Annotated in this window: 18 protein-coding genes and 2 pseudogenes; 14 read left to right on the top strand and 6 right to left on the bottom strand. The window is 65.2% G+C overall.

Annotated features, from left to right (window positions below; translation table 11 throughout):
• Positions 1-24 precede the first annotated feature (24 nt).
• From MHEC_RS17595 to prfB, 3 genes are read right to left on the bottom strand one after another with little or no spacing between them, the layout of a single operon-like run.
• Positions 25-522 carry a hypothetical protein gene (locus tag MHEC_RS17595; RefSeq protein WP_372507396.1) on the bottom strand — a complete coding sequence of 166 codons (498 nt, stop codon included), beginning with the start codon at positions 520-522 and terminating at the stop codon, positions 25-27.
• Positions 519-1,496 (bottom strand): mechanosensitive ion channel family protein, encoded by a 978-nt coding sequence (locus MHEC_RS17600; RefSeq protein WP_048893249.1) that lies wholly within the window; start codon positions 1,494-1,496, stop codon positions 519-521. The genes MHEC_RS17595 and MHEC_RS17600 overlap by 4 nt, the downstream gene beginning before the upstream one ends.
• Complete coding sequence (gene prfB, locus MHEC_RS17605) at positions 1,489-2,595, bottom strand: peptide chain release factor 2 (protein WP_048893248.1); 1,107 nt, start codon at positions 2,593-2,595, stop codon at positions 1,489-1,491. The genes MHEC_RS17600 and prfB overlap by 8 nt, the downstream gene beginning before the upstream one ends.
• Before the next feature lie 81 nt (positions 2,596-2,676).
• On the opposite strand from prfB, the gene MHEC_RS17610 reads away from it, so the two are divergent.
• From MHEC_RS17610 to MHEC_RS17635, 6 genes are all read left to right on the top strand, one after another.
• Complete coding sequence (locus tag MHEC_RS17610) at positions 2,677-4,044, top strand: FAD-dependent oxidoreductase (protein WP_048893247.1); 1,368 nt, start codon at positions 2,677-2,679, stop codon at positions 4,042-4,044.
• Between the two features lie 628 nt (positions 4,045-4,672).
• The gene (locus MHEC_RS17615) at positions 4,673-8,356 is read left to right on the top strand and encodes a nitrate reductase subunit alpha (RefSeq protein WP_048893254.1); all 3,684 of its coding nucleotides are present in this window, start codon (positions 4,673-4,675) and stop codon (positions 8,354-8,356) included.
• Entirely contained in the window at positions 8,353-9,927 is a 1,575-nt protein-coding gene (narH, locus tag MHEC_RS17620; RefSeq protein ID WP_048893246.1) for a nitrate reductase subunit beta, read from the top strand. The genes MHEC_RS17615 and narH overlap by 4 nt, the downstream gene beginning before the upstream one ends.
• Positions 9,924-10,547 carry a nitrate reductase molybdenum cofactor assembly chaperone gene (gene narJ, locus MHEC_RS17625; protein ID WP_048893245.1) on the top strand — a complete coding sequence of 208 codons (624 nt, stop codon included), beginning with the start codon at positions 9,924-9,926 and terminating at the stop codon, positions 10,545-10,547. Before narH ends, narJ begins: the two co-directional genes overlap by 4 nt.
• Positions 10,544-11,293, top strand: a complete 750-nt coding sequence (gene narI, locus MHEC_RS17630) for a respiratory nitrate reductase subunit gamma (RefSeq protein ID WP_048893244.1) — start codon at positions 10,544-10,546, stop codon at positions 11,291-11,293. The genes narJ and narI overlap by 4 nt, the downstream gene beginning before the upstream one ends.
• A 14-nt stretch (positions 11,294-11,307) precedes the next feature.
• Positions 11,308-12,459 (top strand): tellurite resistance/C4-dicarboxylate transporter family protein, encoded by a 1,152-nt coding sequence (locus tag MHEC_RS17635; RefSeq protein WP_048893243.1) that lies wholly within the window; start codon positions 11,308-11,310, stop codon positions 12,457-12,459.
• Here the strand turns inward: MHEC_RS17635 and MHEC_RS17640 are convergent.
• Entirely contained in the window at positions 12,353-12,682 is a 330-nt protein-coding gene (locus MHEC_RS17640; RefSeq protein ID WP_048893242.1) for a hypothetical protein, read from the bottom strand. The genes MHEC_RS17635 and MHEC_RS17640 overlap by 107 nt on opposite strands.
• A 23-nt stretch (positions 12,683-12,705) precedes the next feature.
• On the opposite strand from MHEC_RS17640, the gene hisN reads away from it, so the two are divergent.
• From hisN to MHEC_RS17665, 5 genes and pseudogenes are all read left to right on the top strand, one after another.
• Positions 12,706-13,482, top strand: coding sequence for a histidinol-phosphatase (gene hisN / locus MHEC_RS17645; RefSeq protein ID WP_048893241.1), 777 nt, complete (start codon positions 12,706-12,708; stop codon positions 13,480-13,482).
• 22 nt (positions 13,483-13,504) lie between these two features.
• A complete protein-coding gene (amrS, locus tag MHEC_RS17650; RefSeq protein ID WP_048893240.1) occupies positions 13,505-14,593 on the top strand; it encodes an AmmeMemoRadiSam system radical SAM enzyme in 1,089 nt (362 codons plus the stop codon).
• A 79-nt stretch (positions 14,594-14,672) separates the two neighbouring features.
• A complete protein-coding gene (locus MHEC_RS17655) occupies positions 14,673-16,058 on the top strand; it encodes an acyl-CoA dehydrogenase family protein (RefSeq protein WP_048893239.1) in 1,386 nt (461 codons plus the stop codon).
• Between the two features lie 23 nt (positions 16,059-16,081).
• Positions 16,082-17,290, top strand: a complete 1,209-nt coding sequence (locus MHEC_RS17660) for an acyl-CoA dehydrogenase family protein (RefSeq protein WP_048893238.1) — start codon at positions 16,082-16,084, stop codon at positions 17,288-17,290.
• A 277-nt stretch (positions 17,291-17,567) separates the two neighbouring features.
• Positions 17,568-17,984, top strand: a pseudogene (locus MHEC_RS17665) (EVE domain-containing protein).
• A 131-nt stretch (positions 17,985-18,115) separates the two neighbouring features.
• Here MHEC_RS17665 and MHEC_RS17670 read toward each other — a convergent pair.
• The gene (locus MHEC_RS17670) at positions 18,116-18,640 is read right to left on the bottom strand and encodes a TetR/AcrR family transcriptional regulator (RefSeq protein ID WP_048893237.1); all 525 of its coding nucleotides are present in this window, start codon (positions 18,638-18,640) and stop codon (positions 18,116-18,118) included.
• A gap of 136 nt (positions 18,641-18,776) precedes the next feature.
• Here MHEC_RS17670 and MHEC_RS25235 point away from each other — a divergent pair.
• Both MHEC_RS25235 and MHEC_RS17680 read left to right on the top strand, forming a co-directional pair.
• Positions 18,777-18,926, top strand: a pseudogene (locus MHEC_RS25235) (SDR family mycofactocin-dependent oxidoreductase); the annotation flags it as partial.
• 112 nt (positions 18,927-19,038) lie between these two features.
• Positions 19,039-20,241, top strand: a complete 1,203-nt coding sequence (locus MHEC_RS17680; protein ID WP_048893235.1) for a cytochrome P450 — start codon at positions 19,039-19,041, stop codon at positions 20,239-20,241.
• A gap of 44 nt (positions 20,242-20,285) precedes the next feature.
• On the opposite strand, the gene MHEC_RS17685 is transcribed toward MHEC_RS17680, so the two are convergent.
• Entirely contained in the window at positions 20,286-20,840 is a 555-nt protein-coding gene (locus MHEC_RS17685) for a pyridoxamine 5'-phosphate oxidase family protein (protein ID WP_048893253.1), read from the bottom strand.
• Positions 20,841-21,029: 189 nt separating this feature from the next.
• Between MHEC_RS17685 and MHEC_RS17690 the strand changes: the two genes are divergently transcribed.
• On the top strand, positions 21,030-21,626 hold the full coding sequence (locus MHEC_RS17690; protein WP_235434976.1) for a TetR/AcrR family transcriptional regulator C-terminal domain-containing protein: 597 nt from the start codon (positions 21,030-21,032) through the stop codon (positions 21,624-21,626).
• Positions 21,627-21,633 lie beyond the last annotated feature (7 nt).

Here is a 21,633-nt window from a genome sequence, read left to right on the forward strand (position 1 = left end):
GTTTCGCCCGGGCAGGCCATCGGATCACGACGGCGGGGCGGGCACCGGGCCCGGCGCCGGTGGCGGGGGCGGAGGTGCCGGCGGCGGGGGCGGCGGGCCGAACGGCGGCGGCAACACGAACGGCGGCAGTGGGCCGAACGGAGGCGGCGGTGACCCCGTCGGCGACGTGGTCGTCGGCGTGGTGGTAGTCGGTGGCGTCATCGTCGGTGTTTGAGTCACCGTTACCGTGACCGTCGACGGCGGCTGCTGCAATCTGCTGCGCGGCACCCACGTGTAGTTCGGGTCGGGCACGTAGCCCGGCGGCACCACCTGGGTGGCCGGCACTTGTGTTGGTGCAGTCGACGACGGCCGATACGTGTCGTGGACCCACCATACCGCCAAGAAGGCAACGATCAATGCCGCCGTGGAGGTGCGCAAATGACCGCCGAATAGGTATGTCGGCCAACGTCTTTCATCGGCGCCGTCAGCCTTTTTCAGCGCCTTCAGCGCGATGTTCCAATTCCTCGGCAGTGTGAACTTCACCGACCGTGCCCTTGTGTTTTGTTCTCGGCACCTTCAGCGGTCGCTGGGTGCACGATCGCGCCCACCGTCGCCGGTGTGTCATTGGCGGCGCCGATCCCGGCCCGCGCAAGCGCTCGCACCACCAGCACCCGCAATTCGCGGCCGGCCTGGAACTGCTTGCCGGGCAAGGTGCGGGCGACCAACCGCAGCGTGACGGTGTCGACCTCAATGCTTTCCACACCCATCACGGTTGGCGCATCCAGCAACAACTCCCGCAGCACGGCGTCGTCGCGGGCGTGCTCACATTCCTGACGCAGCACCTCGTTGACCTGACCGAGGTCGGCGCTGGTCGGTACCGGAATATCGACGACCGCGCGGGCCCAGTCCTTCGACAGGTTCACCGACTTGACGATCTGCCCGTTGGGCACCGTGAAAACCTCGCCGTCGGGCGAGCGCAGTTTCGTCACCCGCAGCGTGACGTTCTCGACCGTGCCCGCGGCGTCCGTCGATGAGCCCAAAATAGTGAGCTCGACGAGATCGCCAAAGCCGTACTGCTTTTCGGCGATGATGAAAAATCCGGCCAGCAAGTCCTTGACCAGTTGCTGGGCGCCGAAACCTAGCGCGGCGCCGAGCACGGTGGCCGGGGCCACCAGCCCGCGCACCGAAAGCTGCAAGATATCGGCGATCTGGACCGCGACGGCCACCGCGATCAGCACGATCGCCACCCAGGAAATCACCGCGGCCACGGCCTGGCGGTGCTTGGTCGCTTCCGAACGCACCAGCGCGTCGCTCTCGGCGAACCCGACGTCGAGACGGTCGGTCACCTTTCGGGCCGCCCAGTTGACGAACCGGGCCGCGAGCACGGCGCCGATCAGCAGCAGGATGACGCGCAGCCCCTTGTCGAGCATCCAGTCCCGGATGTCACCGCGCCACAAGGCGTGCCAGGGTTGCGTCAGGTAGGTTTCGGTTAGCGCCACGATGGTGGTATCAGTCATCGCCTCGTCTGTTGCGCCACCGGATTCCGGCCTCCAGGAATCCGTCGATGTCCCCGTCCAGCACGGCAGCCGGGTTGCTGACCTCGTAGTCGGTGCGCAGATCCTTGACCATCTGGTACGGGTGCAAAACGTAGGACCGCATCTGGTTCCCCCAGGAGCTGCCGCCGTCGCCCTTGAGCGCATCAAGCTCAGCGCGTTCCTCTAAGCGCTTGCGCTCCAACAACTTTGCCTGAAGCACTCGCAAAGCCGACATTTTGTTCTGCAACTGCGACTTCTCGTTCTGGCAGGTCACGACGATACCGGTGGGTAGATGGGTAAGTCGAACCGCCGAATCGGTGGTGTTCACCGACTGCCCGCCCGGACCGCTGGAGCGGTAGACGTCGACGCGGATATCGCCTTCCGGGATATCGATGTGATCGGTGGTCTCCACCACCGGCAGCACCTCGACCTCGGCGAACGATGTCTGCCGGCGGTGCTGGTTGTCGAACGGGCTCAGCCGAACCAGCCGGTGGGTGCCCTGCTCCACCGACAACGTCCCGTAGGCGTAGGGCGCGTGGATGGCGAAAGTAGCGCTTTTGATCCCGGCCTCCTCGGCATAGGACGTGTCGAACACCTCGACCGGGTAGTTGTGCTGTTCGGCCCAGCGGATGTACATCCGCATCAGCATCTCGGCCCAGTCGGCGGCATCGACGCCGCCCGCGCCTGAGCGGATGGTGACCAGCGCCTCACGCTCGTCGTATTCGCCGGAAAGCAGGGTCCGCACTTCCATCGCCTCGATGTCGGCACGCAGCGCCTTGAGCTCGGCCTCGGCTTCGGCGAGCGTGTCGGCACCGCCTTCTTCTTCGGCCAGCTCGTAGAGCACCGGCAGGTCGTCGAGGCGGCGGCGGAGCTCTTCGACGCGCCGCAGTTCCCCCTGGGCGTGTGACAACTCGCTGGTCACCTGCTGCGCACGGGTCTGGTCTTCCCACAATTTGGGATCGGATGCCTCGTGCTCGAGCTTCTCGATGCGGCTGCGCAGACCGTCGACGTCGAGCACCCGCTCCACGGTGGTCAGTGTGGAGTCGAGCGCTGCGATGTCGGCTTGACGGTCGGGGTCCACAGCTGCTCACGTTACCGGCGACGCATCCCACGCTGCGACCAGCGGAGCCTCCGTGGCGGTAGCCGTTTAGCATCGGGGTGTATGCGCCCCTACCACGTCGCGATCGTCGGCTCCGGTCCGTCTGGATTCTTTGCCGCGGCATCGCTGCTTAAGGCCGCCGACTCGTCGGACGACATCGAGGTGGCAGTCGACATGCTGGAAATGTTGCCGACGCCGTGGGGGCTGGTGCGCTCGGGCGTCGCCCCCGACCACCCGAAGATCAAGTCGATCAGCAAGCAGTTCGAAAAGACCGCCGAAGACCGCCGGTTCCGCTTTTTCGGCAATGTCATAGTTGGCGAGCACGTTCAGGCCGCCGAGCTGGCCGAGCGTTATGACGCGGTGATCTATGCGGTCGGCGCGCAATCCGACCGTGCGCTGAACATCCCGGGTGAGGACCTTCCGGGCAGTATCGCCGCCGTCGATTTCGTGGGCTGGTACAACGCCCACCCGCATTTCCAGGACAGGTCGCCTGATCTGTCCTGCGGTCGGGCTGTGGTGGTCGGCAACGGCAACGTCGCGCTCGATGTCGCCCGCATTTTGGTGACGGATCCCGACGTGCTCGCACTGACCGATATCGCCGATCACGCCCTGGAATCCCTGCGCCCATGTGGGGTGGAGGAAGTGATGATCATCGGTCGGCGCGGCCCGTTGCAGACGGCGTTCACCACGCTGGAGTTGCGCGAACTGGGCGACCTCGACGGGGTCGACGTTGTCGTTGACCCGGCGCAGCTGGAAGGCATCAGCGACGAGGACGCGGCGGCGGTGGGCAAGACTGCCAAGCAGAACCTCAAGGTGCTACGCGACTACGCTGCACGCCCACTGCGTCCCGGGCATCGTCGAATTGTGTTGCGGTTCTTGACATCTCCGATCGAAATCAAAGGCGACGGTAAGGTGGAGCGAATCGTTCTGGGCCGCAACGAGCTGGTCACCGACGAGAGCGGGCGAGTGGTGGCCAAAGACACCGGCGCCCGTGAGGAGCTGCCCGCCCAGTTGGTGGTGCGCTCCGTGGGCTATCGGGGTGTACCCACGCCAGGACTGCCGTTCGACGAGCGCAGCGGCACCATCCCCAATGTCAATGGCCGGGTGGAGGGCAGCCGCAACGAATACGTCGTCGGGTGGATCAAGCGCGGCCCAACCGGCGTGATCGGCACCAACAAGAAGGACTCCCAAGACACCGTCGACACCCTGCTGGCCGACCTGGCCGCTGCCCGGCAGACGGGGCTGGCTGATTTCGGGGACAGCCACGCCGACAAGCTCGCCGAATGGCTGGCCTCCCGTCAGCCGAAACTCGTCACCGCCGAGCACTGGCAGGCCATCGACCGATTCGAGCGATCCGCCGGCGAGCCGCATGGGCGGCCGCGGGTAAAGCTGTCGACGCTGGAGGAGCTGTTGCGGGTAGCACACGGCTGACTTCGCCGAGGTCCGGTCTTGCCGATCGGCCCGACCTGCCCCGCACACCCTGGCCCCCGGCGGTCGGTGATCGCGGCGCACGCCACACGGCGCCGGGTGTGCCCGCTCGATCAACAGGCCGGTTCGTGCGAGCGGTGCAATTGCGTCACGGAGGTCACCGGCTGGCGTGTCATCACCCGCTGTCAATAAAATCGCAAGGCACACGGCGGAATTCATTGTGCCAATCGGTTGTCCCTATCGCTCGACAGCTTTGCCGCGGGATCCAACCACAACGATCAGCGCATGCGAGGTCGGTGTCGGCGTGGCGCTCGTCCAGCGTGGCGCTTGAGCCGGGGCAAAAACAATCGGCAACGACCGCCACATCTGGCGCAACCAGTGGTATGACGGACGAAGAGGCGCATGCGACGCCTGAACCGTCCCGGGGTTCAGCTCGGGACTGCTCAGGAGGCATCACCTGATCCGCCGAAGACGGGTGGTTTTCCGACCGGCGCAGGAGGGCACGCGCGCGAAAGCGCGCGAACGGATCAGGAGGAGCGAAGTGGTTGGCACGGCAGAACCCGGCACCCGATCGTCAACCGGGGGCGACCGCGTCGAGCGCGCGACCGCGCGTCCCGCACCGCGGGCTTACCTGGCGCCGCTGCTCCCGGGTGGCGAGCCCGTCGAGTCGCTGCTGCGTAAGGCGCAATTCTTTACGCCGGGCACACCTACGCCGGATCATCGCGAGGTGCATCGCCGGGGGGGTCGGGGTGCGGAGGAGTTTTATCGGGAACGGTGGCGGCATGGCAAGGAGGTGCGGTCCACCCACGGTGTGAACTGCACCGGCTCGTGTTCGTGGAAGGTCTTCGTCAAAGAAGGCATCATCGCCTGGGAGACCCAGGAGACGGATTATCCCTCGGTCGGGCCGGATAGCCCCGAGTACGAGCCGCGCGGCTGCCCGCGGGGTGCGTCGTTTTCTTGGTACACCTATTCGCCGTCGCGGGTGCGTTACCCGTATGTCCGCCAGCCGCTGCTGCAGATGTGGCGGGAAGCCCGCTCGCGGCTGGACGACCCGGTGGAGGCGTGGGCGGAGATCACCGCCGATCCTGCGCGAACGACCGCGTATAAGAGCGCACGCGGCAAGGGTGGGTTTTTGCGCTCGACGTGGGATGAGGTCAGCGAGCTGATCGCGGCCGCGCATGTGCACACGATCAAGACGTATGGGCCCGACCGGGTGGTGGGATTTTCCCCGATCCCGGCGATGTCGCAGGTGTCGTACGCGGCGGGCACCCGGTTTTTGTCGATGATCGGCGGGACGATCCTGTCGTTTTACGACTGGTATGCCGATATGCCGCTGGCTTCTCCGCAGGTGTACGGCGATCAGACCGACGTGCCGGAGTCGGGTGACTGGTGGAACGCGGCCTACCTGATCATCTGGGGCACCAACCTGCCGATCACCCGCACCCCGGATGCGCATTTCATGGTCGAGGCCCGCTACCGCGGCCAGAAGGTGGTCGTGGTCAGCCCGGATTATTCCGACCACACCAAGTTCGCCGACGACTGGCTGGCCTGCGCGCCGGGCACCGACGGGGCGCTGGCGATGGCGATGGGGCACGTGGTGTTGTCGGAGTTCTTCCGCGACCGCCAGGTGCCCTATTTCCAGCAGTATGTGAAGACCTACACCGACCTGCCTTTCCTGGTGACCCTGCGGGAGCGCGGCGATGCCTATGCTCCGGACCGGTTTTTGACCGCCGCCGACCTGGGTCACGACGGTGAGCTCGCGGTACAGCAGACGGTGCTATTGGACTCGGCGACCGGGCAGCCGGTCGTGCCCAACGGGACCATCGCCGATCATTACAGCGATGCGGGCAAGGGCAAGTGGAATCTGGATCTCGGCGACCTCGACCCGCTGCTGAGCCTGTATGGCCGGCACGAGCGGGCGGTCGCCATCGACCTGCCCCGCTTCGACATCGGTGAGACCGAGGGCGGCGGTGCCATCCGCCGCGGCGTGCCGGTTCTAAGGCTGGGCCAGAAGCTGGTGACGACGGTGTTCGACTTGCTCATGGCCCACTACGCAGTGGCGCGCCCCGGCTTGCCCGGCGAATGGCCCACCGGCTACGACGACGCGTCGCAACCGTACACGCCTGCCTGGCAGCAGGCGATCACGTCGGTGCCGGCCGAAGCGGCTGCCCGGGTGGCCCGCGAATTCGCCCGCAATGCAGAGCTCTCCAAAGGCAGGTCGATGATCGCGATGGGCGCGGGCACCAATCATTGGTTCCATTCCGACCAGATCTATCGCAGCTTTTTCACGCTGACGATGCTGTGCGGCTGCCAGGGGGTCAACGGCGGCGGCTGGGCGCACTATGTCGGTCAGGAAAAGGTGCGTCCGCTGACCGGGTGGCAGCAGGTGGCGTTCGCACTAGACTGGCAGCGCCCGACGCGGCAGATGACCGGCACCTCGTTTTTCTACTTGCACACCGACCAGTGGCGCTACGAGCAGTTCGGCGCCGACGAGCTGGCCAGCCCGCTGGGTCGCGGATTGTTTCGGGGCAAGGCGATGGCCGACGTGCTGGCCCAGTCCGCGCGGCTGGGCTGGGCGCCGTCGTTTCCGACGTTCGACCGCAACCCGCTGGATTTGGCCGATGCCGCGGCCGCGGCCGGCAAGAGCGTCGCCGACTATGTCATCGACGAATTACGCTCTGGCCGAATGGGTTTCGCGGGCGAGGATCCCGACAATCCAGTGAACTTCCCGCGTGTACTGACGGTGTGGCGGGCCAATTTGCTGGGCTCGTCCGGTAAGGGCATGGAGTATTTCATGCGCCATCTGCTGGGCACCCATAACGCGGTGCGGGCAAACGAAACGCCCGAGGCGCTGCGCCCGGCCGAGGTGCGCTGGCGCGACGAGGCACCGTGCGGCAAGCTCGATTTGGCCGTGGCCATCGACTTTCGGATGACCAGTACCTGCACGTATTCCGATATCGTGCTGCCGGCGGCGACCTGGTACGAAAAGTACGACATCTCCACCACCGACATGCATCCGTTCGTGCACTCGTTCAACCCGGCCATCCCACCCCCGTGGGAGGCCCGCACCGACTTTGACGCGTTCGCCACCATTGCCCGCGATTTCTCCCGGCTCGCCGCAAAACATCTGGGCACGCGCACCGACGTGATCGCCGCGCCGCTGATGCACGACACACCCGATGAGCTGGCCCAACCCCGCGGGGTGGTGCGCGATTGGCGGTATGGGGAGTGCGACCCGATACCGGGCAAGACGATGCCGAAGCTGGTGAGCGTCGAGCGCGACTACGCCGCGGTCGCCGACAAATGGGCTGCGCTGGGCCCACTCGTCGAAACGATGGGCACCCCGGTGAAAAGCATCAGCTGGAAACCCGCCCGGGCAGTCGAGTTCCTTGGCCGCAAGAATGGAATCGTCCACGGCGGGGTCGCCAATGGCCGGCCATCGCTGGCACGTGACGTTTACATGGCCGATGCGACCCTCGCGCTGTCGGGCACCACCAACGGCGCGGTCGCGATGCAGGGCTGGCAGGCGTTGGAAGAGCGCACCGGGATGCGGTTGGCCGACTTGGCCGCAGGCCGGGCCGGTGAACACATCACCTTCGAGGACACTCAGATTCAGCCGCGCTCGGTGATCACCTCGCCGGAATGGTCGGGCAGCGAGACGGGTGGGCGGCGCTACTCACCGTTCGTGGTCAACGTCGAACGCAAGAAACCCTGGCACACGCTGACCGGGCGGATGCATTTCTTCCTCGACCACGACTGGATCGCCGAATACGGTGAATGGTTGCCGGTATATCGCCCGCCGCTGAACTATGCGCGTCACTTCGGGCACCAAGGACTCAGCGAAGACGGCCGGCCCGAGATCACCGTGCGCTACCTCACCCCGCACTCCAAGTGGTCGATTCACTCGGAGTATCAAGACAATCTGCACATGCTGCGGCTGTTTCGCGGTGGGCCGGTGATCTGGATGAGTCCGGCCGATGCGGCCGTGATCGGCGTCAAAGACAACGACTGGATCGAGGCCTACAACCGCAACGGCGTGGTGGCCTGCCGGGCCGTGGTCACCCACCGCATGCCCCGGGGCACGGTGTTCATGTATCACGCCATGGACCGCCACCTCATGACACCGAAGTCCGAAGTGTCGGGTTGGCATGGCGGCGGCGACAATTCGCTGACCCGGCTGGTGATCAAACCGACCCACATGATCGGCGGCTACGCCCAAATGTCGTTCGGCTTCAACTACTACGGCACCACGGGCAATCAGCGTGACGAGATCACCGTCATCCGTCGCCGCGCGCAGGAGGTGGCCTACCGGTGAGGGTGATGGCCCATGTGGCGATGGTGATGAACCTCGATAAGTGCATCGGCTGCCACACGTGCACAGTGACATGCAAGCAGGTGTGGACCAACCGGCCGGGCACCGAGTACGTCTACTTCAACAATGTGGAAACCAAGCCGGGTATCGGCTATCCGAAACGCTACGAAGATCAAGAGCACTGGCGCGGCGGCTGGACGCTGGATCGCAAAGGGCGCCTTCAGCTTAAGGCCGGCGGGCGGCTGCGCCGGCTGTTGTCGATTTTCTACAACCCTGACCTGCCCACCATCGATGATTACGGCGATCCGTGGACCTATGACTACCAGACCGTGATCGACGCGCCGCTGGGCACACCGAATCCCAGTGCGCATTCGATATCGGCGCTCACCGGCCGCGACATGACGGTCAAGTGGGGCAGCAACTTTGATGACGACCTGGCCGGTGCGCCCGAGCTCGCGGTCGACGACCCGGACCTGGCCGGCCTCCAGGATCGGGTGAAGATGGAGTTCGAGCAGGTGTTCATGTTCTACCTGCCCCGCATCTGTGAGCACTGCCTCAATCCGTCCTGTGTGGCGTCGTGCCCGTCAGGAGCGATGTACAAGCGCGCCGAGGACGGGATTGTGCTCGTCGACCAGGACCGCTGCCGCGGCTGGCGCTTCTGTGTGTCAGGCTGCCCGTATAAAAAGGTGTATTTCAATCACCGGACCGGCAAGGCGGAGAAGTGCACGTTCTGTTATCCGCGCATCGAGCAGGCCATGCCGACGATCTGTTCGGAGACCTGCGTGGGCCGGCTGCGCTACCTGGGGCTGGTGCTCTATGACGCTGACCGGGTGCTTGACGCCGCGGCCACGCCCGACACCCAGGATCTCTATGAGGCCCAGCTGGGTGTGTTCCTCGACCCGAATGACCCATACGTGGCGGGTGAGGCTGCGCGACAAGGCATTCCACACGACTGGATTCAGGCGGCGCAACGCTCTCCGGTCTACGAGTTGGCGGTGCGGCATAAAGTCGCGCTGCCGCTGCACCCGGAATATCGGACGCTGCCGATGGTGTGGTACATCCCACCGCTGTCACCGGTGGCCGACGTGGTTGGCGCCGCCGGCTACGACGACAACCCGGACAACGTGTTCGCCACCATCGACGCGCTGCGCATCCCGATGGAGTATCTGGCCAACCTGTTCACCGCGGGCGACTCCGACGTGATACGACGCGTGTTACGCAAACTGGCTGCGGTGCGGGCCATCCAGCGTGCCGGGCAGCTGGGCCTCGACCTCGACGAGAACCTTCCGGCTTCGGTCGGGGCAAGCGGCGACGAACTGGAGGATCTCTACCGGCTGTTGGCGATCGCGAAATACGAAGACCGCTACGTTATTCCGCCGGCGCACAACGAGGAAGCCGGTAGGCTCATGGGCCAACACGAGCAGCTGTTCTGCAGCCTCGACACCGACGGCGGGCCCGGCATGGGTGGCTACGGTCCGCCCGAATCAGGGGGTCGCAGAACCGCTTTCAACCTACTCAACTGGAACGGCAAGGACAAGGTGCCCGGCATGTTTCCGAAAGCGCGGCGCGCATGAATACCCAGGCGATCAAGCTGGCGTCGGTACTGCTGCAATACCCGACGACGGCGCTCTTCGACGGGTTGGACACACTGGACAAGTTCGCCGCCGAAACCAGCCCCAAGCCGACGCGCGAATCGTTCGGGCGGTTCCTAAGCTGGCTTCGCGCCACCCCGCCCAACGACGTCGCACAGCACTACGTGCAAACGTTCGACATGCGCCGCAGGTGCAGCCTGTACCTGACGTACTACCGCTACGGCGACACCCGCAAACGGGGCATGGCAATGGTGACGTTTAAGGCCGCCTACCGTGACGCCGGGTTCGTCCCATCCGGGGACGAATTACCCGACTACCTGCCGATGGTGCTGGACTTCGCCACGCTGTGCCCCCGCGGCAAACGGCTGCTGTCGGGGCACCGCACTGATCTAGAGTTGCTGCGCCGCGCCCTGGTCACCGCGCAATCACCCTACGCCGACGTCGTCGCCGCAGTGATCGCCACCTTTCCACGGCTGGGCAGAAGGGAATTCGAACAAGTGCGCGCCGCCTGGGAATCCGGCCCACCGAGCGAAGAAGTGGGTTTAGAGCCGTTCGCCCCGCCGGACTACTTGGCCGGTTACGGACCCAAGCAAACGCCATGATCCCGCTAAGCGCTTGGGACATCTGGTGGTGGGTGATCCTGCCCTACACCGCGATCGTCGTCTTCGTGGTCGGCCACATCTGGCGCTGGCGTTACGACCAGTTCGGCTGGACCAGCCACTCGACCCAACTGCAGGAACGGCGACTGCTCAAATGGGGCTCGCCACTGTTCCACTACGCCACCTTCGCCGCGATCTTCGGGCACATTCTCGGCATTTTGGTGCCGAAATCGGTCACCGATTGGCTCGGCATCCCCGAGACGTGGTATCAGGACTTTTCCGCCGTCGCCGGCTCAACCGCCGCCGTCGGCATCTTGATCGGCGCCGCGGTGCTGACCTTCCGGCGCACGATGATTCCCCGGGTGCGTGGCACCACCAGCGCCGTGGACTATCTGGCGTTGATCCTGCTCGGCATCATCGTGATCCTTGGCATCTTCCTGACCCTGGGCATAGAGGACACGTCACATTACGAGTACCGCAACACCGTCGGCGTGTGGTTCCGCAGCCTGGCCACGTTCCATCCCAACGTGCGGGCAATCACGGCTGCACCATTCCTATACCAACTGCACGCGGCCGCGGCCTGGGCAATCTTCATCGTCTGGCCGTTCAGCCGCCTGGTGCACGCCTGGAGCTACCCGCTGTGGTATTTGTGGCGGCCCTACATCGTCATCCGCAGCCGGGTCGCCGACCGACCGCACGAGCCCGGTACCAGCGGGCGACGGTGGCGCAAAATCGGTGTCCCCTACTAAGACAAGGCCCGACCGTGGAGCAGATTAACGGAGTCCGTGAAGCGGTACGGACCCTCAATCCCGGGTATTTCGCACTGGTCATGGCCACCGGCATCGTGTCGATCGCGATGTACCACCACCGCGTCTACACCCTGTCGGTGGGGCTGTTGTGGCTGACTTGCTTCGCCTACGTCGTGCTGCTAGCGCTGAGTGCAGTACGAATCATGGCCTACCGCAGAGAGTTTGGTGAGGACCTCGGTAATCCGGGCCGAGCATTCGGGCTGTTCACGTTCGTCGCCGCCACTGACGTGTTCGGCACCCGGCTGGCCATCGACGCCCACCACGCGGTTGCGTTGGCACTGCTGGCCGTCGGCTGGATCAGCTGGCTGGTGCTGGGGTATCTGGTGCCGTGGACGGCGGTGCTGCGGTACCGTCACCGGCCCGTCCTTCAGGACGCGAACGGCACCTGGTTTATCTTCGTGGTCGCAAGCGAATCCATCGCCGTGCTCGCCGCTGCGCTGGAACCCGCGCTCGGACAGCAACGCCGGGAACTTGCTTTGCTAGCCGTGTTTTCCTGGTCGGTCGGGGTGTTCTTGTACGGCGGCACCGGTGTCTTGGTCACCGGCCGCATGTTGCTCTATCCCCTGCGCCCCGCGGACCTCAACCCGCAGTACTGGGTGTCGATGGGCGCCACCGCGATCACCGTGCTGGCCGGCGCCCGCATCGTGGAGATGGCCAACGCGCCCATGGTCGCTGCCACCCGGGGCCTGATCGCCGGAACATCCGTCGTCTTCTGGGCCTTCGGCACCTGGTTGATTCCGCCGCTGGTTGCCGCCGGCATCTGGAAACACATCGTCCACCGCATCCCCCTGCGCTACGAGGCGGGGCTATGGAGCGTGGTGTTCCCACTGGGCATGTACGGTGTGGGCGGCCACTATCTCGGCCAGGCCGATCATCTACCGATCGTGAGAAGCATCAGCGACATCGAAAGCTGGTTCGCCTTGGCGGTGTGGGTGATCACGTTCATCGCGATGCTGCACCACCTGCTGACCACCGTGGGCCGACCGGCACGCCGGCGCGCTAGGCCAGGCGTTGCTCAGGCGGAGCGAAAGCCCAGTTGTCAGGATTCTTCTGCGAGTACACCACCGGCAGCAGGTCACCCATCGTCGGCCATTCGTCGACGTTGACGGCCATGCGCTGATAGACCGTGTGTTCGCTGACCGTGGGTCCGTTGATGACTCCGGTGATGGTGACGTACTGCTGGCCGGTGGCGTCCGGGCGCGGGCTCACGCCGGTGACCAGCAGCGTGCCGTGCACCGCGTCCTGGCCCGGGCCGCGCCGGATAAACCGCGGCGCCAGCAACACCGCCAGTGTTGCGATCAGCAGGAGCAGCACACCAATTTCCCACATGCCGCCATGGTAGGACTGCTGCCATGGACGATCTGAAGTTCGCACTGGCGCTGGCCGACCGTGCGGACGCGGTGACACTGGCCCGGTTCGGCGCGCTGGACTTGCAGGTCGACACTAAGCCAGATCTCACACCGGTGACCGACGCCGATCGTGCCGTCGAATCCGCGTTGCGGGAACTGCTGCGGCGCGAGCGGCCCGGCGACGGAGTTTTAGGTGAAGAATACGGCGGCGCAAACACGTTCAGCGGCCGGCAATGGATCATCGACCCGATCGACGGCACCAAGAATTTCGTGCGTGGGGTGCCGGTGTGGGCCAGCTTGATCGCGTTACTCGACGACGCGGTGCCGACGGTCGGGGTGATCAGCGCGCCGGCGCTGCGGCGCCGATGGTGGGGCGCGCGGGGCGCCGGCGCGTTCGCGGCGGTCGACGGCGCGCCCCCGCGTCGGCTGGCGGTGTCCTCGGTGGCGCAACTGGACGCGGCCAGCCTGTCGTTTTCCAGCCTGTCCGGGTGGGCGCGGCTGGGCCTGCGGGAACGCTTCCTTAAACTCACCGACGCGGTGTGGCGGGTGCGGGCTTACGGCGACTTCTGGTCCTACTGCCTGGTCGCCGAGGGCGCCGTCGACATTGCCGCCGAGCCGGAGGTGTCGGTGTGGGACCTGGCGCCGTTGGACATTCTGGTGCGTGAAGCGGGCGGAACATTCACCAGTGTCGACGGCACCGCGGGCCCGCACGAGGGTAGCGCGGTCGCTACCAACGGCCTACTGCATGACCAGGTGCTTTCGACACTGTCGCGCGGGTAGCCTGGTCGACGGGGGCCACGCCATGAGTGATCAGTTCGCGATCGCCACGAAGTACTGGCAGCGCCTCGACGACGGCCGGATTCAGTGCGATGTATGCCCCCGCGCCTGCAAGCTGCACGAGGGCCAGCGCGGGCTGTGTTTCGTCCGCGCTCGTATCGACGACCAGATCAAACTGACGAGCTACGGGCGCTCCAGCGGGTTTTGCGTCGACCCGGTGGAGAAGAAACCGCTGAATCACTTCCTGCCCGGTTCGGCGGTGCTGTCGTTCGGCACCGCAGGCTGCAACCTGGCCTGCAAATTCTGCCAGAACTGGGATATCTCCAAATCCCGTGAGGTCGATACCCTCGCAAGCCAAGCCACTCCCGACGACATCGCCCGGGTCGCTGACGAATTAGGTTGTCGCAGCGTTGCTTTCACCTACAACGACCCGACGATCTTTTGGGAGTACGCCGCCGATGTTGCCGACGCCTGCCATGAACGGGGGATCAAGGCGATCTCGGTGACGGCGGGTTACATGTGCCCGGCGCCGCGCGCGCAGTTCTACCGGCACATCGACGCCGCCAACGTCGACCTCAAGGCGTTCACCGAGGACTTCTACCACCGAGTATGCGTCGGGCACCTGCAGGACGTGCTGGACACCCTCGTCTACCTGCGCCACGAAACCGACGTGTGGTTCGAAATCACCACGCTGCTCATCCCGGGTCGCAACGACAGCGACGCCGAGATCACCGCCGAATGCGAATGGATCCGGGAAAACCTTGGCGTCGACGTACCGCTGCATTTCACCGCGTTTCACCCCGACTACAAGATGACCGACACACCGCCGACCCCGCCGGCCACCCTGACCCGGGCCCGCCGAATCGCACTCGGCGAAGGGCTGCGGTTCGTCTACACCGGCAACGTGCACGACACGGAGGGCGGGACCACGTGCTGCCCCGGTTGCGGGGCCGCGGTCGTGGTTCGGGACTGGTACGCGATCCGGCACTACGCGCTAACCGACGATGGCCGCTGCCAAGCCTGCGGCTACCGGCTGCCCGGCGTCTACGACGGGCCGGCCGAAGGCTGGGGCCGGCGGCGGCTGCCCATCCGGGCGAGCCTGTCGCGGGTGTGAAGTAGTTAACAGAGCCACCTATCTTACTCTGGAGTAAGATAGGGTCATCCGCACTGCCCCAACCACCGAGGCCGCCGTCATGACCAACACCATCTCCGCAAACGGCCGCGCCAAGCGGGCCGGTCGCAAAACCGCCGTCGGAGAGCACAGGCACAAGCGCACCGGCATCGACATCGCGCTGGGATTGCTCACCCCGATCGTGGGCCAGGACTTCCTGGACAAATACCATCTCCGCGATCCGCTCAACCGCACCTTGCGCTACGGGGTCAAGACAAGCTTTTCGGTTGCCGGGGCTACCACCCGACAGTTCAAGCGGATCCAAGGCCTTCGCGGCGGGCCGACCCGGCTCAAGGCAAGCGGCCGCGACTACTTCGACTTAACACCCGACGACGACCAGAAGATGATCGTCGAAACCGTCGACCAGTTCGCCCAAGAGATCTTGCGGCCGGCAGCGCCGGAGGCCGACGAGGCGGCCCAGTACCCGCCCGACCTGATCACCAAGGCCGCCGAGCTGGGTGTCACCGCGATCAACGTTCCCGAAGATTTCGAGGGAATCGCCGCGCATCGCTCCAGCGTCACCAACGTCCTGGTGGCCGAGGCACTGGCCTACGGCGACATGGGGCTCGCGCTGCCGATCTTGGCCCCTGGTGGCGTGGCCTCGGCACTCACCCATTGGGGCAGCGCCGATCAGCAGGCCACCTACCTCAAGGAATTCGCCGGCGAAAACGTCCCGCAGGCCTGCGTCGCGATCGCCGAACCGCAGCCGCTGTTCGACCCGACTCGTCTGAGAACCACCGCGGTGCGCACCCCCAGCGGGTACCGGCTCGACGGAGTCAAGTCCTTGGTCCCCGCAGCCGCGGATGCCGAGCTGTTCATCGTCGGCGCGCAACTGGCCGGCAAACCGACACTGTTCATCGTCGAGTCGTCGAGCAGCGGCCTGACCGTGAAGGCCGACCCGAGCATGGGCATTCGCGCAGCGGCGCTGGGTCAGGTTGAGCTTGATCACGTTTCGGTGCCGCTTAGCGCCCGGTTGGGCGAGGATGAGGCCTCCGACGACGACTACGCCGAGGCGATCGCGTTGTCCCGACTGGGGTGGGCGGCGCTGGCCGTCGGCACCTCGCACGCCGTGCTCGACTACGTCGTCCCCTATGTCAAGGAACGCGAAGCGTTCGGAGAGCCCATCGCCCACCGGCAGTCGGTGGCGTTCATGTGCGCCAACATCGCCATCGAACTCGATGGGCTGCGGATGATCACCTGGCGCGGCGCCGCGCGCGCCGAGCAGGGTCTGCCATTCGCGCGCGAAGCGGCGCTGGCCAAGCGGCTCGGCGCCGACAAGGGCATGCAGATCGGCCTGGACGGTGTCCAGCTGCTCGGCGGCCACGGCTACACCAAGGAACACCCCGTCGAGCGCTGGTATCGCGACCTGAGAGCCATCGGCGTCGCCGAGGGCGTCGTCGTTATCTAAGTCTGTTACTCGAAAGACCGATCATGGCAATCAATCTGGAACTTCCCCGCAAGATGCACGCGGTGATCGACAAAGCACACCAGGGTGCTGCCGAGATGATGCGGCCGATCGCGCGCAAATACGACCTGAACGAACACGCTTATCCGGTCGAGCTCGACACCCTAGCCAACCTGTTTATGGGTGCGGCCGAATCGAATACGTTGGGCCTCACCGGCGCCGAGGCATTCCGCGAGAGTGAGGGCAACGAAGAAAACCGCAACGGCCCCAACATGGCTGCGGTGCTGCAGACCATCGAAGCCAGCTGGGGCGATGCCGCGATGATGCTGTCGATGCCCTACCAAGGCCTGGGCAACGCGACGATCTCCGGTCTGGCCACCGACGAGCAGCTGCAACGCTTGGGCAAGGTGTGGGCGGCGATGGCCATCACCGAACCAGGCTTCGGGTCGGACTCGGCCGCGGTGTCGACGACCGCCACACTCGACGGCGACGAATACGTGATCAATGGCGAGAAGATTTTCGTCACCGCTGGTTCGCGGGCCACCCACATCGTGGTGTGGGCCACCCTGGACAAGTCGAAGGGTCGCGCGGCGATCAAGCCGTTCATCGTGCCGCGTGAGCATCCGGGCGTCACTGTCGAGCGGCTTGAGAAGAAGCTAGGCATCAAGGGCTCCGATACCGCCACCATCCGCTTCGACAACGTGCGCATCCCCAAAGAAAACCTGCTGGGCAGCCCAGAGATAGACACCAGCAAGGGTTTCGGCGGCGTGATGGAGACGTTTGACAACACCCGCCCGATCGTCGCGGCCATGGCCATCGGGATCGCCCGCGCCGCGCTGGAAGAGCTGCGCAAAATCCTGACCAACGCCGGGGTTGAGATCTCCTACGACAAACCGTGGCACGCGCAAAGCTCCCCCGCCGCGGAGTTTTTGCGGATGGAGGCCGACTGGGAAGCCAGCTATCTGCTGGCGCTGCGCGCGGCGTGGCAGGCCGACAACAGTATTCCCAACTCCAAAGAAGCGTCGATGAGCAAGGCCAAGGCCGGTCGGGTGGCCAGCGACATCACCCTCAAGGCCGTCGAATTGACTGGCACCACAGGATATTCGGAGCAGACGCTGTTCGAGAAGTGGGCGCGCGACTCGAAGATCATGGACATCTTCGAAGGCACGCAGCAGATCCAGCAGCTGGTGGTCGCCCGCCGTCTGTTGGGCCTGTCGTCGTCGGAACTCAAGTAGGGGGCTGCCGAGCAGACGCTAGAGTCCCCGAATTTGGTTGGGTTTTAAGGCTGTTCGCGCGAGTGGGTGGCTGCGAGGCCGTCAACACTGACCTCAGTATGCTCAGCGGTCTCTTCAGTCGCTCTCTTGTGGGGGTTGATGCCTTTCCAATTGATGGCGTATGTGATATCACGGCGTGACCTGCGCGCCGGTTGTTGCCACCGCGAGTACGTTCCGGTATCCACAGCCCGACATCCAAGAACGCGGATGTGTCGGGCGCCCGGCTTAGCGTGCGGGCATGACGAATTGGATCAATACGGTCAGCCGTGACCATGTCGAGCAGGGGGTGGGGGGTCGCTTTACCCAGACCAACCACGGCAAGTCGCACATGCTGCGCAAGATGGCCCGAGGTGACTGGATTATCGTCTACTCGCCGAAAACTGCATACCCCGACGGTGAGCCGCTTTAGGCCTTCACCGCCATCGGGCAAGTCGCCGACGATGAGCCGTACCAGACGGAGATCAGGCCCGACTTCCACCCGTGGCGACGCAAGGTCGACTTCCTGGAGTGCACTGAGACGCCGATCCGGCCGCTGATCGACCAACTCGACTTCATCGAAGACAAGTCGCGATGGGGCTAAAAGTTTCGCTTCGCTGTGTTCAAGATCAACGACCATGACCTGGTGGTGATCCGTGCAGCGATGACCGGCGGATGAAACACCTGGTGGAATCGACAGGCTTGCGTCGGAACGTGGCGGGGCGATCGGCTCTTCGTTCTCGACTCGAGTGATGGCGACAGGTGCGTCTTCGCGTCATGGATATTGCCCCCGCTGGAAGAGCGGTTGCTTCAACCAGACGTACCGCCGGTCGACGAGACTTCGAAACGATCAAGGTAGCGCCCCACAAACTCTTGAACTGCCTCGTGGCCGCGGTCGATGCCGAGGCTTTGCTCGAGCAGCATGATGCGCGCAAGGCTCGTCAGGATCATCGACATCACCGCCGGCGGGAACTCCGTCATGTCGACGCCATGGACGCGCATGGCCTTCGTCAGCGCGGCAGCCTCCATATCTCCGTAGCGTTCGGCGTACGCGGCGATCTCACTGCGAATCTCCTTGCGGTGGTTCGCCAACGCCATGAACTCCAGCATCAGTTGGGCGCCCTGCGTGCTGTTGAGCCGCCACAGCTCGTGCAGCGGCTTGTCGCCGCTCAAAGCCTGTCGCTGACGCTGCAGGGTTGACTCCGCTCCGGCCCGCAGGACCGCCACGAACAGGTCGTCCATGCTGGGGAAGTAGTAATGGACCAATGCCGGCCGGACGCCGGCCTTGGCGGCCACCCGCCGCGACGTCGCGGCTGCGTAACCGTCTTCGATCATGATCTCGGCTGTCGCTCGAATCAGCGCGCGCCGTGTCGCCGAATCGCGAGCTCCAACGCTTGACCGGCGGCCGACTGGGCTGCTAGACATGGAATCAGCCTAGTAATTGGGCGATCGCCCAAACAAGGAGGAATGGATGCCGGATCGCGTGGTCGGCGCAGTCGCGTTAATCACGGGCACGGCGCGCGGGCAGGGCCGCAGCCACGCGGTCCGGTTGACGCATGAACACGCTGACATCGTCGCGGTTCTCGCTGAGACCGCCGAAATGGTCAAGAACTTCGACCGTGACCGCCGACGTCGACCGGCCTCCGGCGAATCCCGCCGCCTCACCGGCCTCACCCTGCCCGTCGACGCCGGCAACTGCGTGAAATGAGCCCAGCAACACAGGAAAACGCGCAATGACACTCGCCAACGACACCGACGTCTACTACGACCCGTACGACGTCGACATCGTCGCCAATCCCTACCCGGTGTATGCCCGGCTGCGCGAGGAAGCACCGATCTACTACAACGAGCGCTACGACTTCTGGGCGCTCTCGCGGCACGCCGACGTCGAGAGGGCGCTGGCGAACTGGGAGACGTTCTCCAGCAGCCGCGGCGACATCCTCGAACTCATCCAATCGGATTTCGACATGCCGCCGGGCGTCATGATGTTCGAAGACCCGCCCATGCACACCATGCTGCGCGGGCTGATGTCGCGGGTCTTCACCCCGCGCCGGATGGCCGCGATCGAAGACCAGATCCGCCGGTTCTGCGTGCGCTGCCTTGATCCGCTCGTCGGCTCGGACGGCTTCGACATCATCGCCGAGCTAGCCTCGATGATGCCGATGCGGGTGATCGGAATGCTGCTCGGCATCCCGGAAGACGACCAGATCAGCGTGCGTGACGCAAACGACGCCAACCTGCGCACCCGGCCCGGCGCACCGATGAAAGTGGCCGACCCCGACGCGATCGCCGACGGTCGGATCTATGCCGACTACATCGACTGGCGGGCCAAGAACCCTTCCGACGATTTGATGACCGCGCTGCTCAACGTCGAGTTCGAAGACGAAAACGGCGTGACACGCAAACTGACCCGCGACGAGGTGCTGCGCTACACGCAGGTCGTCGCCGGCGCCGGCAACGAGACGACCGGGCGGCTCATCGGCTGGCTGGCCAAGGTGTTCGCCGAACATCCCGACCAGCGCCGCGATGTGTTCGAGGACCGGTCACTGCTGAACCGCGCCGTCGACGAGACGCTGCGGTTCGAGCCGACGGGCCCACACGTCGCCCGCTGGATGGCAAAGGATTTCGAGTGCTACGGCACCACCGTGCCCGCGGGCAGCGCGATGCTGTTGTTGTTCGGAGCGGCCAACCGCGACCCGCGGCGGTTCAGCGACCCGGATACGTTCAACATCCACCGCAACGAGGGCGCGCACCTCACTTTCGGCAAGGGTCTGCACTACTGCCTCGGCGCCAACCTGGCACGCCTGGAAGGCCGCGTCGCGCTCGACGAGTTGCTCAACCGCTGGCCTGAATGGGACATCGACTACGAGACCGCGCGGCTCGCACCGACATCGACGGTCCGCGGCTGGGAGCGGCTGCGCATCGTATTGCCCTGATAAGGCTTACGCGGCAGCCACATTTAGCCTACGGGCAAGCCGCCTCAGGCCGGGTCCGGCGCGTCCCATGGGACAACACCTGAAATCCAGTGGGTGATCTGCTCTTCCTGATCATTGCGGTACAGGTGCCGCGGCGGCTGCGCGAACGTCGCGTAGGGCCGGCAGCGAACGACCACGCGGTCCTCCTTCTCGGCCATCGCCTCGACAACCGGGCGGCCTTCGTCAGGTAGCGGCTGGCCCGACATCCGCCCGGCGACCGCCATCATCACATCCACGACGAGGTCGTGGTCGTGCTCGATCACTGCGTCGGCGTAAACCTGCAGATAGGCGAATGGCCAACGTTCGTCTAGCACGCACAAGCTCACCTTGCCGTCCCGGGCGATTACCCGAGCCTTGCCGCGTCCGGCCATTGTGGACACCAGCAACTCGTCATCGTCGGTGGGAATGTAGTACACGACCGACATGGCCGGGCCGTCGTGTTTGCGCCGGTAGCCGAACACGCACGTGCGATGTGTGCGGACAAATTCGCGCCGCTCCCAAGGGAGCATCTCGCGATCGGTCGGGGCCGTAAACGGCTCCGTCGCAAGCGGTAAGAGCACGAGCATCGTCCTTCCTGAATCTCATTGCCCGACCCGGTGGCGACGGCGCGCCTCGCGGAGATGATAATGGATACAGTGTTCTCGTTATTGTGCTGGCTGTCAAGACCGGCAATACTGGGGCCCGTGACCACCGCACATACTCGTCGCTCCCGCGGGCGTCCGGCGGTCCCACTCGACCGGATCATCGACATGGCGCTACAGATCGTCGATGAGCAAGGCGCCGACGCGTTGTCGATGAGAACGCTGGCGCAGCGGCTGGAGTCAGGAACGGCCACGCTTTATCGCCATTTCGCCAACCGGAGCGAAGTGATCGCCCAGGTCCTGGACCGCGTTTTCGGAGAGGTGGAGTTCAGCGCCGACGAGCTTGCCGCACAGGGGTGGCGGCAGGCGTGCGCGTCGTTCGCGCGCGCCATGTTCGAGGCGTTTCGCCGCCACCCCAACGTGATGCCCTTGCTGAGCGAGCAGCCGCCGATCGGCCCCAACGCGATAGCGCAGCGCGAGCGATTGTTAGCAGTCTTGCTCGACAACGGATTCACACCGCAACTCGCGGCTCGTGCGTATGCGACCGTGGCCCGCTACGTCTTGGGCTTCGCTTTGCAGCTCGCCGGTCACGAATTCGACGATGCGAAGCTAGCGGGCCACTTTCACACGCTCGACCCGCGGGCATTCCCAGCGACACTCACGGTGGCCGACCACCTGCCCGTGCCATTGGACGAAGAGTTCGCACTCGGGCTCGAGCTGATAGTCGACGGCCTCGCCCGGATGCGCCGCCGCGCAAGGCGATAGCGTCGAG

Origin of the sequence: Mycobacterium heckeshornense (genome assembly GCF_016592155.1) — a bacterium.
Taxonomy (GTDB): Bacteria; Actinomycetota; Actinomycetes; order Mycobacteriales; family Mycobacteriaceae; genus Mycobacterium; species Mycobacterium heckeshornense.

Bases quoted from the DNA above. Each gene is read 5' to 3' on its own strand.
- MHEC_RS17600 (WP_048893249.1), bottom strand. From the start codon at position 1,496: ATGACTGATACCACCATCGTGGCGCTAACCGAAACCTACCTGACGCAA.
- MHEC_RS17680 (WP_048893235.1), top strand. From the start codon at position 19,039: ATGACACTCGCCAACGACACCGACGTCTACTACGACCCGTACGACGTC.
- hisN (WP_048893241.1), top strand. From the start codon at position 12,706: ATGGACGATCTGAAGTTCGCACTGGCGCTGGCCGACCGTGCGGACGCG.
- amrS (WP_048893240.1), top strand. From the start codon at position 13,505: ATGAGTGATCAGTTCGCGATCGCCACGAAGTACTGGCAGCGCCTCGAC.
- MHEC_RS17690 (WP_235434976.1), top strand. From the start codon at position 21,030: ATGGCGCTACAGATCGTCGATGAGCAAGGCGCCGACGCGTTGTCGATG.
- MHEC_RS17640 (WP_048893242.1), bottom strand. From the start codon at position 12,682: ATGTGGGAAATTGGTGTGCTGCTCCTGCTGATCGCAACACTGGCGGTG.
- MHEC_RS17610 (WP_048893247.1), top strand. From the start codon at position 2,677: ATGCGCCCCTACCACGTCGCGATCGTCGGCTCCGGTCCGTCTGGATTC.
- MHEC_RS17660 (WP_048893238.1), top strand. From the start codon at position 16,082: ATGGCAATCAATCTGGAACTTCCCCGCAAGATGCACGCGGTGATCGAC.
- MHEC_RS17670 (WP_048893237.1), bottom strand. From the start codon at position 18,640: ATGATCGAAGACGGTTACGCAGCCGCGACGTCGCGGCGGGTGGCCGCC.
- narJ (WP_048893245.1), top strand. From the start codon at position 9,924: ATGAATACCCAGGCGATCAAGCTGGCGTCGGTACTGCTGCAATACCCG.
- MHEC_RS17655 (WP_048893239.1), top strand. From the start codon at position 14,673: ATGACCAACACCATCTCCGCAAACGGCCGCGCCAAGCGGGCCGGTCGC.
- narI (WP_048893244.1), top strand. From the start codon at position 10,544: ATGATCCCGCTAAGCGCTTGGGACATCTGGTGGTGGGTGATCCTGCCC.